Raw genomic sequence first — 14998 nt, forward strand, 5'->3', positions numbered from 1 at the left:
ACTATATTTGCAAAGTACTGATAGTGTTGCGAAAAATGGATGAGGTAAACCTTATATAAATGGAGGTTTTTGTTTAAAATTCAAGACTTTTGTTAAAATTTGATGATATCTTTTGAAAAAAGAAAGAAAAATCTTATAATTTAATTTTGTGTTGATATTTGATACGCTCCGATTGAAGGAGATGATGTTCGGTCAATTCCTAAAAGATCAAAGGGAATTCGCAATGCGGTTCCGATATTAGCCCTTCCTTCCGCAGCTGAAGGGTTTTCTATTCTAAAATCGTTTTTGGCGACATTCAGATAGTTGGCGTCCTCATTGATAAATACCTCCTTATACAAACTTAAATTTCCAAAGTCGTAAAGCGGGTCTGAATCAAACATTCCGCCAGAATCCCTAAACTTCAAGAGGCAATTAATAAATGAGTATTCAAATAGGTTTGTATTGTTGTTTCTTAAAACGAGTTCAATGGCATTATTCCCGTCTATAATGCAATTGAAGAACTCTGCTCTTTCCAGTTCACCATTAGACGAACGTGTGAAATTATCAATTTCTAATGCCGTTCCCCCACGGAAGCCATTACTCCAGTAGTTCGCGACAGTACAATGTGCAAATTCATATTTACCTCCTAAATTTAAGAACAGTGAGGTATTCCCTGAACTTCCTAAGACTACGTTTTCTGCGTTAATTGCTGCTTTTTTGCCCCACAGGTTCACACTTGCGCTATTATAAATTTGAGAGTTGGTTACTGTTAGGGTAGGCGAGTTTAGAATACCATCTCCGTCAACCAATAAACCTACGGTGGCGTTTTTAAGGGTTAAATAATTTATGGTGTTATTGATACTACCCGAGGTAATCCATAAAGTCCCCCATTGGCCTGCAACATTTGTTAACTCACTTTCCAACCTGTCTCCAGAGAAAATCACTTCATTTTCTAGCAGGTCTTGATCTTCACTAAGTCCTCCGTTGACTTGTAATGAAGCGTTGGATTTTATCAGCATTCCAGAATCTTTATGAAAGTGGACACGACTACCAGCATCAACGATAAGCTCTTTTCCTTCGGGAACTACGGCATAACCATAAATGACATAGGGTTTTTGATTTGTAAAATTCAACTGGTCGTCTTCCAATTCAAATCCTTCGGCTCGGATTTCGTTTCCAGAATCATCAAACCCAATCAAAACAGTTTCTTTCGAGCCGTCAGGCAGACTTTTTGGATACAAGAAAACAGCGTCTTTGATTAAGGTTACCAGTTGTACCTCCTGCAGGTATTCACCATTATCAAATTGAATGGCATCGGTATACAGAAATTCATTTAGAGCAGTATCAGGAACGTTAAAAGTAGTTTCAATAAAAATGAAAATACTATCCTGAGCAAGTATCTGGATACCCTCAAACTCTTTTCCCGCAACTCCATCTACGTTCAATCGATAGCTGCTATTTTGTCCCTGAGACAAGCGGATTGAAGGAATTTCGATATCATCACGTGTTCTGTTGTACACCTTTAACGTTCGTGTGCTGCTGGTGAGGTTTGTGTAAATAGTATCTAAGAATATGGTGTCTTTTGAAAATTCCAAATTCCCGTTACTTGGTGCATATTCCAAGTCCTTTCGGCACGAACTAACTAGAGCAACAAGGGCAAGAATTAGAAGAGAAACGAAAAAAGAACGCATAGCTAAAATTCATATTTTCAATAAGACGTTTTCAGGAAAAGACGTTTTTGATTTCTTCTGAAATACGCATAGGTCGTAAAGTTTTTGCATTTAGCAAGCACCATTCAGTTTTTGAACGTAATAAAAGTTGATTTGTTATGGCATTGTACATTTCAACAACGCGAATACAAGTGGCACCCCTACTTTCAGCAATATGTGTTTGAATTTTGATTTCATCACCCAATTGCGCGGCATTTTTGTATGTAATATTATGATTCATAACGACCCAGACCACGTCCTCCTGTATTTGCGACGAAGCATAATTCTGCCAGTGTTCTTTCGAAACATCTTGAATCCATTGTACATAGCGTACATTGTTTACGTGATTTAAATCATCTAAATCATCAGATGCAACCGTCAATACCTTTTCATAGTATTCCATAAAGATTACTTGATAATCGAGACCCGTCTGCCAGAGGGGCAGGTTTAAACGGCTCTGATCCTTGCGTCAATATTAATGTTAATTTTCCTTCCAATGCCTCGCGGACTTGCCTTGAGGTAATTTACTTCTTAATGATTTTGACTTCGAAAAGTTTGTCCCAGTCTTTGCCGGTAACGAAGAATGTTTTTCTCGTTGGGTGGTAAGCAATACCGTTAAGAACATTATCGGTGTCGACCCAATTGGGTGTTTTGGTTACTTTTTTACTTAATCCCCCGAAATTAACAACACCTTCAATCGCCCCACTTTTTGCATCAATAATCATGACTCCTGACTTTTGATAAACATTCGCATATAGTTTACCAGCCACATATTCCAATTCGTTTGTTTTGTTGAAGATAGATGAGTTTGTAACGGTTTGTGTATGTCCTTCTTCAACAAGTGTTTCAGGGTTCAAGAACCAAATGTTCTCCGTGCCATCACTTTTGAAAAGTTTCTCGCCATCATTCGCAAGACCCCAACCTTCTTTACTTTCACCATATTGAAAGCTATCAATCTTTTTAAAGTCTTTTAAATCATAGACATACCCAATGTGACTTTGCCAGGTAAGCTGGTATATTTTTCCATTCAGAATGGTCATGCCTTCACCGAAAATAGTATTGTCAAGATCTATTTGCTTTAACACTTTACCAGTCTTGTAGTCTACTTTTCGCAGAGAAGAACGTCCTTTTTTACCTGTGCTTTCGTAGAGGGTATCTTGATAAAATTCAAGACCTTGCGTATAAGCTCTGTTGTCATGTGGGTACTCCTTTATAATTTCATAGGTATATAGTTCTGGAGCCTTTTCAGCTAAAATCTTGATGTTTTTCGATATTTCTACAGAGGTTTCATCGTAATCAACCACTGCCTTTAACGTTTTGTTTCCTAAGGTCGGAATATCGAAGGTGATACTATTGTTAGAAACAGTAAGCTCTTTCCCATCTATGCTGTATCGGACACTTTTGATAGTTTTATCCAACTTATTGTCCAAACCAATATCAATCGATTCATTTTGTTGAAACTGTTTTTTATCTCCCTCAAGCTTTATTGCGAAAAGGTCTTGAGGTTGATGGTTTTCTCCACCACAGGCTAAAAAGAGTAGAAGAGAAATTGTTGAGAAGAAAACTTTGATCATAAGGTTAGCTTTGTTGATGATTATTTGATAAAATAGATGGACTATCATTAGAGTACAAGAATAGTGTTTTAGCTAAAACCCTACTATTGAAACCTTTGGGGCAAAAATAACACCAAACCGCAAACCATGGGCAATATTTACCCTAAAATTATGAATGTAAAAATGAAAAGATTGTATATTTGCAGTTGGCAAGTCCTACACGACCAGCTCCTGTAGAATCCCCCAGGGTGGGAACGCAGCAAGGGTATATGGTTGTAGCGGTGCGATGTAGGTAGCTTGCCTTTTTTTGTACCCAAAAGTCAAGGAAGCAAACTATTTTAACTGTTGGTTATTATTCGTTAATTTGCCGGAATTATGAGTTCTAAGGTTGTTTTAATTACGGGAGGTTCTTCTGGTATCGGTAAATCAATTGGTTTGTTTTTAAAGACAAATGGATTTATAGTTTATGGTACAACTCGAAAATTAAACAAGCATTCGAGCTTCAATTCATTTGAACTTCTTGAAATGGATGTTACAGATGTGGGTACCATACGAGATGCAGTTTCTAAAGTGATTTCCAACGAGGGAAAACTTGATGTTTTGATAAATAATGCAGGTATCGGAATTACTGGCCCGATTGAAGAAACGCCACATGATGAAATTTTAAAGGTTTTCGATACCAATTTTAATGGCCCAATACATATGATGAAGGCGGTGTTACCTCAAATGCGAAAGCAAAAGAGTGGACTGATAATAAATATCACTTCTATCGCCGGGTATATGGGGCTTCCGTATAGAGGGGTCTATTCTGCAACAAAGGGAGCTTTGGGGTTGATAACTGAAACTTTGCGCATGGAGGTCAAAGATTTCGGCGTGCATATTACCAATCTTGCCCCGGGTGATTTTGTAACCAATATTGCTTCCGGAAGATATCATTCTCCAGTATTCGAAAATTCTCCCTATAAGTCCGCCTATGGCAATACATTAGAGTTGATTAATGAAGGGGTTCATGATGGGGAAGACCCTATTTTAGTAGCGCGAACCGTATTCAAGATTATAAACACCAAAAAGCCTAAAGTGCATTACAAAGTGGGTACTTTTATGCAGAAATTTTCATTGTTTTTGAAAAATGCTTTGCCCGATAAAGTATATGAGAAACTATTGTTGAACCATTATAAGTTGTAATTTTGGACTCGGGAAAAATTCCTAAAAATAAATTTTAATCATATTCAAATAGCTAAGAATGAAGTTTTTTATCGATACAGCCAATCTAGATCAAATTCGTGAAGCCCAGGCACTGGGAGTACTTGATGGAGTTACAACTAATCCGTCATTGATGGCTAAAGAAGGAATCACCGGTAGAAATAATATTTTAAAGCATTATGTTGACATATGCACAATTGTCGATGGTGACGTTTCTGCTGAGGTCATCTCTACAGATTTCGAAGGAATGATTAAAGAAGGGGAGGAGCTAGCAGAATTACATGATCAAATCGTGGTTAAAGTTCCAATGATTAAGGATGGGGTAAAGGCTTTGAAATATTTTTCAGATAAAGGAATCCGAACGAATTGCACTTTGGTATTTTCTGTCGGACAGGCTTTATTGGCTGCTAAAGCAGGTGCAACTTATGTGTCGCCGTTTATAGGAAGACTTGATGATATTTCTACAGATGGCTTGAATCTGATTGCAGAAATTCGACATGTTTATGACAATTATGCTTTTGAAACGCAAATATTAGCGGCTTCAGTACGACATACAATGCACGTTATTGATTGTGCCAAAATTGGAGCCGATGTCATGACGGGACCTTTATCTTCTATTGAGGGACTTTTAAAGCATCCATTGACCGATATTGGTTTGGCAAAATTTTTAGCTGATTATCAAAAAGGAAACTAATAGAATAGATATATTAATTAATAGAAAAGCCCTTGAATACATTTGTTCAAGGGCTTTTATATGTTATTAAAATAAGGGGAATTTAAAAATTAGATGCCCACATCGTGGTAAAAGCATCAACAATTTTCGCATCCTCAGTAATAATACATTTGTTTGGAGGATAAATAACAAGGGCTCTGGTCAATTCTTCGAAATTAACCGCCTTATATTGATTTGACGGATTTAATTGGGTTTGTTCAATCATACCTTTCCATGTCGTGTCGTCTGTATTGTGATTTATACCGACAAAAGTGTATTCTTTTTTCGCCGAAGAAAGTTGATTCACTCTTTTATGTATGTCCTTGAAATATCTTTTATTGGCACCAGTCCAGAAGTAAAACACTACTTTTTTATCCTTGGCGATTTCCTGAAGGGATATTTTATTTCCATCGACGTCCGTTACAAGCACATTTGGTATTTTTTTTCGTGGTTGTATGTTGCGAATACCTTCATACAAATCGCTAATCTCTTGAATATGTCTATTATTTGCTGACCTTAAGTGGAAATCTTGTATAAAAATTTCGTTGTTCGATTCAGTATCTTGAGCCATCAATAGGTAATCGAAAGCAACATTTCTAAATAGATTGTCTTTAAGTTCTGATTCTTCTACTAAACTATCAATTAGGGTTAATTTGTGACGGTTGAAGTGGAGGTGGTTTGTTATTTTTTCATTTTCGACACCACACTTTTCCGCACAACCCATATAGGAGAGATTGTTCAAATGAGATTTCATAAAATCGTAGTATGGTTTGAAATAATTAAGGTCTTTACTATTGAAGCTTACATTATTTCTGTATGCATAGAATCCTTCTGGTAATGCATGAAGCGTTTTCTTACCTGTTTTTTTACGATGTTCGAAAGGGTATTTTTCTTTGTAATTAAAAAAGGTATAATTAATCGTTACCTCGGCAATTTTCTTTTCTGCCACAGAAAGTCCGGTCTCCGAAATTAATTGGTCAAGGCTTTTGAGTTTCTCAGATCGTAATTCCTCAATACGTTTGTTAAACTCTTCCGGTTCCATCTTGAAATAGGTTGAAAGTATGAGTTTTTCTTCTTCTTCATTAACTAAGAAAAGGTCTAAAAGAAAGTTATTGATTTCTGCACCTTCTCCCGAAAAAACCAAGGATTCATCAAAATCAATGGTATTCAATCGAATTTGAATGCTATCGCCCTTTTCAAAAAAGACATACTGAAGTTCTCTTTTTAATCCTTCGCCATGTTCGAAATGATGCAACCCTTCCTCAACAGAAGGAAGTTTGAAAGTGAAGCGATTGTTTTCATTCAATTTTGCAGAATCAAGTATAACATTTCCTTTGTAAAGAAATACTTGATTACTGGTTGGATTCACGATTTCCCCGGCAAAAAAAACGTTGGGGGACTTTTTTTTCTCTTGACTACAACCGGCTAAAACTAGAATAAAGAGATATAGTAAATGTTTTTGCATAAAAGAATATCTACCTAGTAACGAACAAAACTACTAAACCCGTACTTGCATTGCTGTTAATAGCACGTTAAAAAAGCCTTTAGTTTCGTTAAGGTATTCGATGAAATGCGCCTTCTTAAGTTTATTCGCATAAGGGCAATAATTTATCTATTTTTGCACGAAATTTTAATGCTTTATTTTTATGTTATCTGTTTCAAATCTATCTGTTCAATTTGGCAAAAGAGTTTTATTTGATGAGGTCAATGTTGCCTTTACCCAAGGGAATTGTTATGGTGTTATCGGGGCCAATGGAGCCGGAAAATCTACTTTTTTGAAAATTCTTGCCGGAAAGCAAGATCCTACCTCTGGGCATGTCCATTTAGAACCAGGAAAGCGCATGTCAATTTTAGAACAAGAGCATAATGCGTATGATGACACTCCGGTTTTGGAAACAGTTGTAATGGGTAACAAGCCGCTTTACGCCTTAAAAACGGAAATTGATTCACTTTATGCGGATTATAATGATGAGAATGCTGATAAGATAGGGGAGTTACAAGTGCAATTCGAAGAAATGGATGGATGGAATGCTGATAGTTCAGCTGCAGCTTTATTGTCAAACTTAGGGATTACCGAGGATTTACATTTCACAACCATGGCGGAAATGGATTCTAAGCTAAAAGTTAGAGTGCTTTTGGCTCAGGCCTTATTTGGCAATCCTGATGTATTGATTATGGATGAGCCCACCAATGACTTGGATTATGAAACGATAAGTTGGTTAGAGAACTTTCTGGCCAACTACGACAATACTGTAATTGTTGTTTCTCACGACCGTCACTTTTTAGATGCTGTTTGTACGCATATCTCGGATATTGATTTTGGTAAAATGAACCATTATTCTGGCAATTACACATTCTGGTACGAGAGTAGCCAATTGGCGGCACGTCAAAGAGCGCAGCAGAATAAAAAAGCTGAAGAGAAAGCTAAGGAACTTCAAGAGTTCATTGCACGATTTAGTGCGAATGTAGCCAAGAGTAAACAAGCTACTTCGAGAAAGAAAATGTTGTCCAAACTCAAAATCGATGATATTAAGCCTTCAAGCCGTAGATATCCTGCTATTATTTTTGAACGAGAACGTGAGGCAGGAGACCAAATCTTGAATGTGGAAAACTTATCGGCTTCTTCAGAAGATGGAGATCTCTTATTCAAGAAGGTAGATATCAACTTGGCTAAGGGGGATAAGGTTGCGATTATTTCTAGGGATTCCAGAGCTACGTCAGCCTTCTACGAAATTATCAATGGAAACAAAAAAGCAGACTCAGGGAAATTTCAATGGGGAGTTACTACAAACCAATCGTATTTGCCGGCCGATAACTCTGATTTTTTTACCCAAAATATTAATCTTGTAGATTGGTTACGTCAATGGGCAAAAACCGAAGAAGAACGTGAGGAAGTTCATATTCGCGGGTTTTTAGGTAAAATGCTATTTAGCGGTGAGGAAGCATTAAAAAATTGTACGGTGCTTTCAGGAGGCGAAAAAATTCGTTGTATGCTTAGTCGAATGATGATGTTAAGAGCCAATGTAGTTATGCTAGATGAGCCTACAAATCACTTAGACCTAGAAAGTATTACTGCTTTTAATAATTCCTTAAAGAATTTTAAAGGTACAGTTATGTTTACCACACATGATCATGAGTTTGCCCAAACTGTTGCTGATAGAATCATAGAATTAACGCCTAAAGGCAATATTGACAGGTATTTGACGTTCGATGAATACATGTCCGACCAAACAATTAAAGAACAACGTATGAGGATGTACGCAATCAACGCGTAGTTTTCAAAGTGCCCCAAACGCTTACGTACTAACTTTAAAATTCGAACGGATGAAAACCTACACTACTTTTTGTGCCATTTTACTATTGGTCTTTTTCAGTTGCTCTAAATCAGATAACGGCCCAGGAGACGGAGACAAAAATGAGGATACCAGCATCGATGCCGATTATGTTACCTTATTAAGCAAAGATGGCTTGATAAAACCGCAACTACTCAATGCAAATGCTGAAGTGATTACTTTAAACCCAGCAGAAAGTGCATTGACCGAAAAACCGATTCCTGATTATAGTTATGTTGACCGCTCTTATTTTTTGCAGTACCACAAAGATGGTAATTGCGGTGGGCAGGTAACAAAGCATGATTTCAAAAGCGATACTACGACTGATATACCGGTTTTTACAGATTTAAACGATTGCAATCTTTCAGCTACTGCTTTAGCTAAATATGATGATTCGCTTTTTATTTCTTACGTAGTAACAAATTTAGGGTCATTTGACTATTTGGTTCGAGTAATAGACCTGAATTCTTCAGATTTTAGTTATACCGACGTTACCTTAGGCCAAAAACCTGTTGATTTGACGATTGCTAATAATCGCCTATTTATCTTGACTTTAGATGAGTTGATTACCGATGAAAATAGTCTTTCTGTTATGGATATGTCCTCAAATGAATTGATTCACGAAATGGATTTAGGTTATAGTGTGCGCCGCATTTTTACTGATGTTCAAGATAATGTGATTGTCAGTTATGATGAGTTGCATACCACTTTAAATAGTGCGACTATGGCATTTGAATATACGCAATATGATGGTGTAACATCACCAAATTTTGCAAATTCAAAGTCTTCTAACTTTGATTTGAGCGGGAGGTTATTTTATCCTATGGACCCAGGTTCCAATAGCGCTTACCCCTTGGTGCCGGCCATATATGATTTCTCCAAGAAGTTAGTGGTGCTTTATGCTTTTGAGAATTTTTTGACTGAAGCAAAGAGGAATTTTGAATACGAAATAGAAACTACCACAGCTGTGGGTTATGATGAAAAGAATGGCTTAATGTTAATAGGATACAAAAAAATGAACGGCGCTGTGAAAGAAGGTGGTTTGCTAAGAATAAAACTTAAACCAGAACCTGCATTTGTAGATAATATTGATTTAGACGGAGTGCCAGTGGAACTAATTATGAATTAGGATTACTTTAAATCCAAGAATGCCCACATAATTCCAGAATTATGTGGGCATTTTTATTAGTTCTATGCTTGGCTAAGCATTGAAATACTTACTGTTCCAAATTGCTGGATTAAAGTTTTTACCTAGAGCAAAGCCATAAAAAATGACAACAGCGGCGATGGATTTAAACATAAAAAAGCAGACAATCCAGAACTCGGAACTGGAACTTGTTTTTGAAAACAACCCAGAAGGAACCATCAAAGTGACCAAATAACTCATTACTAGTACTAACAAGGTAAGATTGATTATATTCTTAAAGGGCCACATCAATATTTTTCTTAAGGGATGTAGGTCATCCCCCCATTTGTGAATGAGATAGAAATAATCATTTCCGATAGGTGCAAACAGCAATGGGTCATCCTTGTCTTTGAGTTTGAAAAGCTTTGAGGGAGCTACAATTTTAAACCCTTTTACTTCGATTGCATGGTTTTTTTCTAAGGCCTTTATTTTATGGATAGCCTCCTGCGGAATATCTCCTTTGAAGTATTTAGAGTTTAAAAACCGAAGTCTATAATCAATACAAATCTGTTTTATTTGACTGATATGGAAAATTTTATCCGTTTCAAGTTGGTCGAAGTCAAACCGGTTTTCAACATCTTTTCGACCACCGGATATATTTTTTTCAATTCGCTCCTCGTTTTCGTAATCAGTTTTTAAAATTTGACGAACTTCCCGGAGAAGTTCTTCTGATTTTAAGTCACCGATTTTAACTCTTGAGAGTTTTTCTTCGATATTGGTTTTTTTTAATAGCATTTTTCTTTTTTTTAGCAACTACTCAAAGTTAAGGAATTCTCTTGCAAAAGAATTTAAGGTGTTTTCTTGAAATGTTAATATTTTGTTAATTCGCAAAAAGGATGACCTACATTTGCACGAATTACGTCACTGATATTGTATCTTGCCGATGAACGGTAACCGTTCATCGATAATTCGCCCTAATATTATAACCGGAACAGAGAACCCCATGAAATGTAAGGCATGCCCCGTGTCCCTAATCTTGCTTTTATTTTCTTTTAGCACCTTAGCGCAGAACACTTATCAAAAAGATTATCTGGAAACTGAAATGGACCCAAACGCCTCCATTATTTCCAATACAGAAAGTTCACAAAATCATAAAATGTTGTTAGCTGCAATGCGGGCGGCGGAGTTAGAGGAAATCTTAAGTTTTGATGGTCCTTTTACTGTATTTGCGCCTTCTGATTTGGCTTTTGAAAAATTACCTCGTGATACAGTCGCTGAACTTTTAGATCCAACAAATAAGAAAGAAGTTCAAGCACTAATGACCTATCATATCATTGCTGGAAATTTTTCGGCTTCTAAAATTCTAAGAGCCATGTGTAGGGGGGAAGGTAAAGCTACGTTCACCACTGTTCATGGGGATTTAATTACAGCGACCATGCAAGGAGTAGACATTGTTCTAACAGATAATTTTGGAAATAGAGCTAAAATTACAACCGCCGATTCTAACCAGTGTAATGGAGTCATACACGAAATTGACACTGTAATTCGACCAAGTAAACTTTAGATTTTAGCGCAACTCAGCGCTCAATTCATTTTCATAACGCTTTTGAAGCTTATCCATAATCTTATCAATTTGTGTTTCAGTTAGTGTACTGTTTTCATCTAACAAGGTAAAACTCACAGCATAGGATTTCTTTCCATCTGGCAATTTCTTACCTGTATAAACATCAAACAAATTTACCTGTTTTAAAAACTTTCTTTCTGTTTGAAATGCAAGATCATGTACTTCTTTAAAAGTGGTGCTATTATCTAAGAGCAGAGCAAAATCTCGTTTCACTTGAGGGTATTTTGGAATGTCTTTATAAACAATTTCAGTCTTTTCAACTGCTTCCAAAATAAGGCTCCAGTTCAAATCGGCATTGATGACATCCTGCTTTATGTCAAACTTTTTTAAGATTGACTTTTTCACTATTCCAAGAATGGCAACTTCTTTATTGTTAGACTTAATTAAAATTCCCTCTGAAAAATGGGAATAATTTTTTGGAGTTGAACTTAAACGGCTAATTCCTAAACGGGTCAAAATACTTTCAATAGTTGATTTCAAAAAGTAGAAATCTGTTTTTTCAATTGATTTTGTCCAACTATCCTCGCTGCGATTTCCAGTCGCGAATAAGCTTAAATGCTTATTTTCAACTCTACCTGATTCAAATTGATGATAGGTCTTTCCAAATTCGAAAAATTTGAGATTTGCTCTTTTCCTATTGATATTGTGTGAAATAGCCGATAAACCTGAAAATAACATTGACTGACGGAGAACCGACAAATCATTACTCAAAGGGTTAATTATGTTAACATTGTGTTTAGTGTTGAGACCTTCAATAAGCTCATGATTAATCGGGGAAGTAAGGCTATTTGCCAAAATTTCAAAGAAACCTTGGGCAGCCAAATGATTCCCGACAATATTTTGTAGTTTATAATCTTCGAACTTGGATGTTGGCGCAATCGAGGCATTTAATTTCTCAGTGAAATCAATGTTATTATATCCAAATACACGTAATATTTCTTCTATAACATCTACATCACGCTGCACGTCAACACGATAAGACGGTATCATTAAGCCAAGACCAGTTTCGGTAACGTTCATTACTTTGATATCTAAAGAAGACAATATTGATTTAATCGTATCTCTGGGTATTTCTTGTCCGATCAAAGAATTGATTTTATTAAAGCTTAAGAAAACTTGATGGTCTTTCGCCTTATTTGGATAGAGGTCAACAATATCAGAAGTGATATCGCCACCAGCAATCTCTCGTATCAAAACCGCCGCTCTTCGAAGTGCAAATTCAACATTTTCAATATCGATACCCCGTTCAAACCGGAAAGATGCATCTGTATTCAGGCCATGTCTTTTTGCCGATTTACGAATGGATACGGGGTCAAAATAAGCACTCTCTAAAAATATGGACGTGGTGTTTTCAGTAACTCCGGAGTGAATACCACCGAAAACACCAGCTATGCACATCGGTTTTTCAGCATCACAAATCATCAAATCTTCCTCATGCAGTTCTCTTTCAACTTCATCCAAGGTTGTGAATTTGGTGCCTGCTTCGACAGTCTTAACGACTATTTTCTTTCCTTTTATTTTATCGGCATCAAAAGCGTGTAGAGGTTGCCCCAATTCATGAAGTACATAATTAGTAGCATCAACCAAATTGTTTTTCGGAGTAATTCCGATAGCATTTAATCTATTTTTCAACCAATCTGGAGAAGGTTGGACTATGAGGTTGCTTAAAGTTATACCGCAATAACGGGGTGCTAATTTACTGTCCTTAACTTCAACATCAACTTTTAAAGACCTATCAGTAATGTTAAAATTAGTAACCGGAGGCGTAATCAACTCCAGTTCGATTTCCTTTTGTCTGAGTCCCGCTCTTAAGTCTCTGGCAACTCCATAATGACTCATTGCATCAGAACGGTTGGGGGTTAGACCAATTTCAAATACGTGATCATTTTCGACTTCAAAGATTTCTGAACAGGGAGTTCCAACTTCAAGAGCATTATCTAAAATCATAATGCCGTCATGACTTTCACCTAAACCCAATTCATCTTCGGCACAAATCATTCCATGGCTTTCCTCACCTCGAATCTTCCCTTTTTTTATTTTCCATGGTTTGCCGTCTGAATATAAAGTGGTGCCAATAGTTGCTACAGGAACTTTTTGTCCCACTGCAACATTGGGTGCTCCACAAACAATTTGAACCGATTCACCTGTGCCAATATCAACGGAAGTCAATTTTAACCGGTCGGCATTCGGGTGTTGAACACAAGTCTTAACATGTCCTACAACAACACCTTTTAGTCCGCCTTTGACAGATTCAAATGAAGTAACTCCTTCTACTTCAAGGCCTAAGTCAGTCAAAAGTTCAGAAGTTTGGTCGGCTTCCCAATCTATTTTTATGAATTGTTTGAGCCAGTTGTATGATATGTTCATGGATAGGTTTTAAAGCGCGTAAAGATAAAACAATGCATTTAGACATTCAATAGGGCGTGATTCGAAATATATTAATTTTTAAGTGTTGGTTTTTTGTTGTTATTTCGACTTTGAGAATAAACATTCCAGTTATGAAAAAAATTATTGGCTTATTCCTGTTACTTCTTCTAATGAGTTCATGTGCTGAGAAAAAGGAGGATTCTCTGGCAGAGGGAATTTGGCTTGCGGAATTAACTGCAATGGACGACGTAATACTTCCGTTTAACTTCAAGTTAATGAAAAGTGCAAATGGGAAATTACAAATGGAAATCTACAATGCCGAGGAGGTTATTACTGTGGATGAAATTGAAACTAAGAATGATTCCATCTGGATTAAATTCCAAGTTTTTGAAGGATATATCGCTGGAACTTTTACCGAGAACTCTATTAATGGGGAGTTCATCAAAGAAAGTTTAGACCGAATTGTTCCGTTCAAAGCGACTCATGGAATAACAGAACGCTTTAAGAATAGTCGTACACCCGAGGAAAATGTTTCGGGAATTTGGGAAACAGAATTTGGAAAAGGTACCCCAGACAAGTATAAAGCGAAAGGTATTTTCGTTCAAAAAGGGGACAAGATAACAGGAACTTATAGGACGGAAACTGGAGATTACAGATACCTTGATGGAGTTGTTAGCGGTGATTCGCTCAAAATATCTGCATTTGACGGTGCGCACGCTTTTGTATTCACTGCAAAAGTTACCGATAGCAGTATGAATGGGGCTTTCTATTCTGGAAATCACTCCAAAGAACTTTTTACCGCAAAACGTAACGAAGCTTTTGAATTGACAGCAGCAGATTCTTTGACCTTTATTAAAGATGGGTATGAGAAGTTTGCGTTTTCCTTTCCAGATGCAGATGGAAAGATGATTTCTTTAGAAGATGAGCGTTTTAACGATAAGGTGGTCATTGTTCAGGTAATGGGTACTTGGTGCCCTAATTGTTTGGATGAAACCAAATACTATATTGATTATTTGAAAAAGAATCCCGATACTGATTTAGAGGTTATCGCCATTGCTTTCGAATATGCCAAATCCAAAGAGGGTGCTTTTAGAAGTATAAAGAGAATGAAAGATAGAATAGGAGTGGAGTACCCTATTGTTTTGGCACAGTTCGGTTCATCAGATAAGGCTTTGGCACAGGAGAAACTCCCAATGTTGAATCATGTTTTGTCCTATCCAACCTCTATATTTATTGATAAAAATGGAAACGTTCGAAAGATACATACTGGTTTTAATGGACCAGCAACGGGGGAGAAATTTATTGAATTTCAAAAAGAGTTCGATGGGTTTGTTAAGAAGTTGCTTTCAGAATAAATGATAATAGCTCGTTACACATTCTGGGGAAGGGACCT

The 14998-nt window shown here is 36.7% G+C and carries 12 protein-coding genes and 1 other RNA gene; 7 read left to right on the top strand and 6 right to left on the bottom strand.

Annotation, left to right across the window (positions count from 1 at the left end; translation table 11 throughout):
* Nucleotides 1-140 precede the first annotated feature (140 nt).
* The 3 genes from FEE95_RS10620 to FEE95_RS10630 all read right to left on the bottom strand — a co-directional run bounded on the left by FEE95_RS10620 (nt 141) and on the right by FEE95_RS10630 (nt 3262).
* A complete protein-coding gene (locus tag FEE95_RS10620) occupies nt 141-1670 on the bottom strand; it encodes a hypothetical protein (RefSeq protein ID WP_138657923.1) in 1530 nt (509 codons plus the stop codon).
* 31 nt (nt 1671-1701) lie between these two features.
* Nucleotides 1702-2091, bottom strand: a complete 390-nt coding sequence (locus FEE95_RS10625; RefSeq protein WP_138657924.1) for an acyl-CoA thioesterase — start codon at nt 2089-2091, stop codon at nt 1702-1704.
* Between the two features lie 121 nt (nt 2092-2212).
* Nucleotides 2213-3262 carry a glutaminyl-peptide cyclotransferase gene (locus FEE95_RS10630; protein ID WP_138657925.1) on the bottom strand — a complete coding sequence of 350 codons (1050 nt, stop codon included), beginning with the start codon at nt 3260-3262 and terminating at the stop codon, nt 2213-2215.
* A gap of 186 nt (nt 3263-3448) precedes the next feature.
* Here FEE95_RS10630 and ffs point away from each other — a divergent pair.
* The 3 genes from ffs (at nt 3449) to fsa (ending at nt 5138) form a co-directional block, all read left to right on the top strand.
* Nucleotides 3449-3547: signal recognition particle sRNA small type (gene ffs / locus FEE95_RS10635), an RNA gene on the top strand.
* A 69-nt stretch (nt 3548-3616) separates the two neighbouring features.
* The gene (locus FEE95_RS10640; protein ID WP_138657926.1) at nt 3617-4426 is read left to right on the top strand and encodes an SDR family oxidoreductase; all 810 of its coding nucleotides are present in this window, start codon (nt 3617-3619) and stop codon (nt 4424-4426) included.
* 58 nt (nt 4427-4484) lie between these two features.
* Entirely contained in the window at nt 4485-5138 is a 654-nt protein-coding gene (fsa, locus tag FEE95_RS10645; protein WP_138657927.1) for a fructose-6-phosphate aldolase, read from the top strand.
* Between the two features lie 82 nt (nt 5139-5220).
* Here the strand turns inward: fsa and FEE95_RS10650 are convergent, their stop codons facing one another.
* Nucleotides 5221-6621, bottom strand: a complete 1401-nt coding sequence (locus FEE95_RS10650; protein WP_138657928.1) for a TlpA family protein disulfide reductase — start codon at nt 6619-6621, stop codon at nt 5221-5223.
* A gap of 181 nt (nt 6622-6802) precedes the next feature.
* Between FEE95_RS10650 and FEE95_RS10655 the strand changes: the two genes are divergently transcribed.
* A complete protein-coding gene (locus FEE95_RS10655; RefSeq protein WP_138657929.1) occupies nt 6803-8431 on the top strand; it encodes an ABC-F family ATP-binding cassette domain-containing protein in 1629 nt (542 codons plus the stop codon).
* 49 nt (nt 8432-8480) lie between these two features.
* Nucleotides 8481-9617, top strand: coding sequence for a hypothetical protein (locus FEE95_RS10660; RefSeq protein ID WP_138657930.1), 1137 nt, complete (start codon nt 8481-8483; stop codon nt 9615-9617).
* Between the two features lie 72 nt (nt 9618-9689).
* Here FEE95_RS10660 and FEE95_RS10665 read toward each other — a convergent pair whose 3' ends face one another.
* Complete coding sequence (locus tag FEE95_RS10665) at nt 9690-10409, bottom strand: hypothetical protein (protein ID WP_138657931.1); 720 nt, start codon at nt 10407-10409, stop codon at nt 9690-9692.
* 208 nt (nt 10410-10617) lie between these two features.
* Here FEE95_RS10665 and FEE95_RS10670 point away from each other — a divergent pair, with 208 nt between their 5' ends.
* Nucleotides 10618-11178 carry a fasciclin domain-containing protein gene (locus tag FEE95_RS10670; RefSeq protein ID WP_138657932.1) on the top strand — a complete coding sequence of 187 codons (561 nt, stop codon included), beginning with the start codon at nt 10618-10620 and terminating at the stop codon, nt 11176-11178.
* Nucleotides 11179-11181: 3 nt separating this feature from the next.
* On the opposite strand, the gene pheT is transcribed toward FEE95_RS10670, so the two are convergent.
* Nucleotides 11182-13605 carry a phenylalanine--tRNA ligase subunit beta gene (gene pheT / locus FEE95_RS10675; RefSeq protein ID WP_138657933.1) on the bottom strand — a complete coding sequence of 808 codons (2424 nt, stop codon included), beginning with the start codon at nt 13603-13605 and terminating at the stop codon, nt 11182-11184.
* Nucleotides 13606-13736: 131 nt separating this feature from the next.
* Between pheT and FEE95_RS10680 the strand changes: the two genes are divergently transcribed.
* Nucleotides 13737-14960: a peroxiredoxin family protein gene (locus FEE95_RS10680; protein WP_138657934.1), complete on the top strand. Its 1224-nt coding sequence runs from the start codon at nt 13737-13739 to the stop codon at nt 14958-14960.
* Nucleotides 14961-14998 lie beyond the last annotated feature (38 nt).

This window comes from Maribacter algarum (ex Zhang et al. 2020) (assembly GCF_005885635.1).
GTDB lineage: Bacteria > Bacteroidota > Bacteroidia > Flavobacteriales > Flavobacteriaceae > Maribacter_C > Maribacter_C algarum.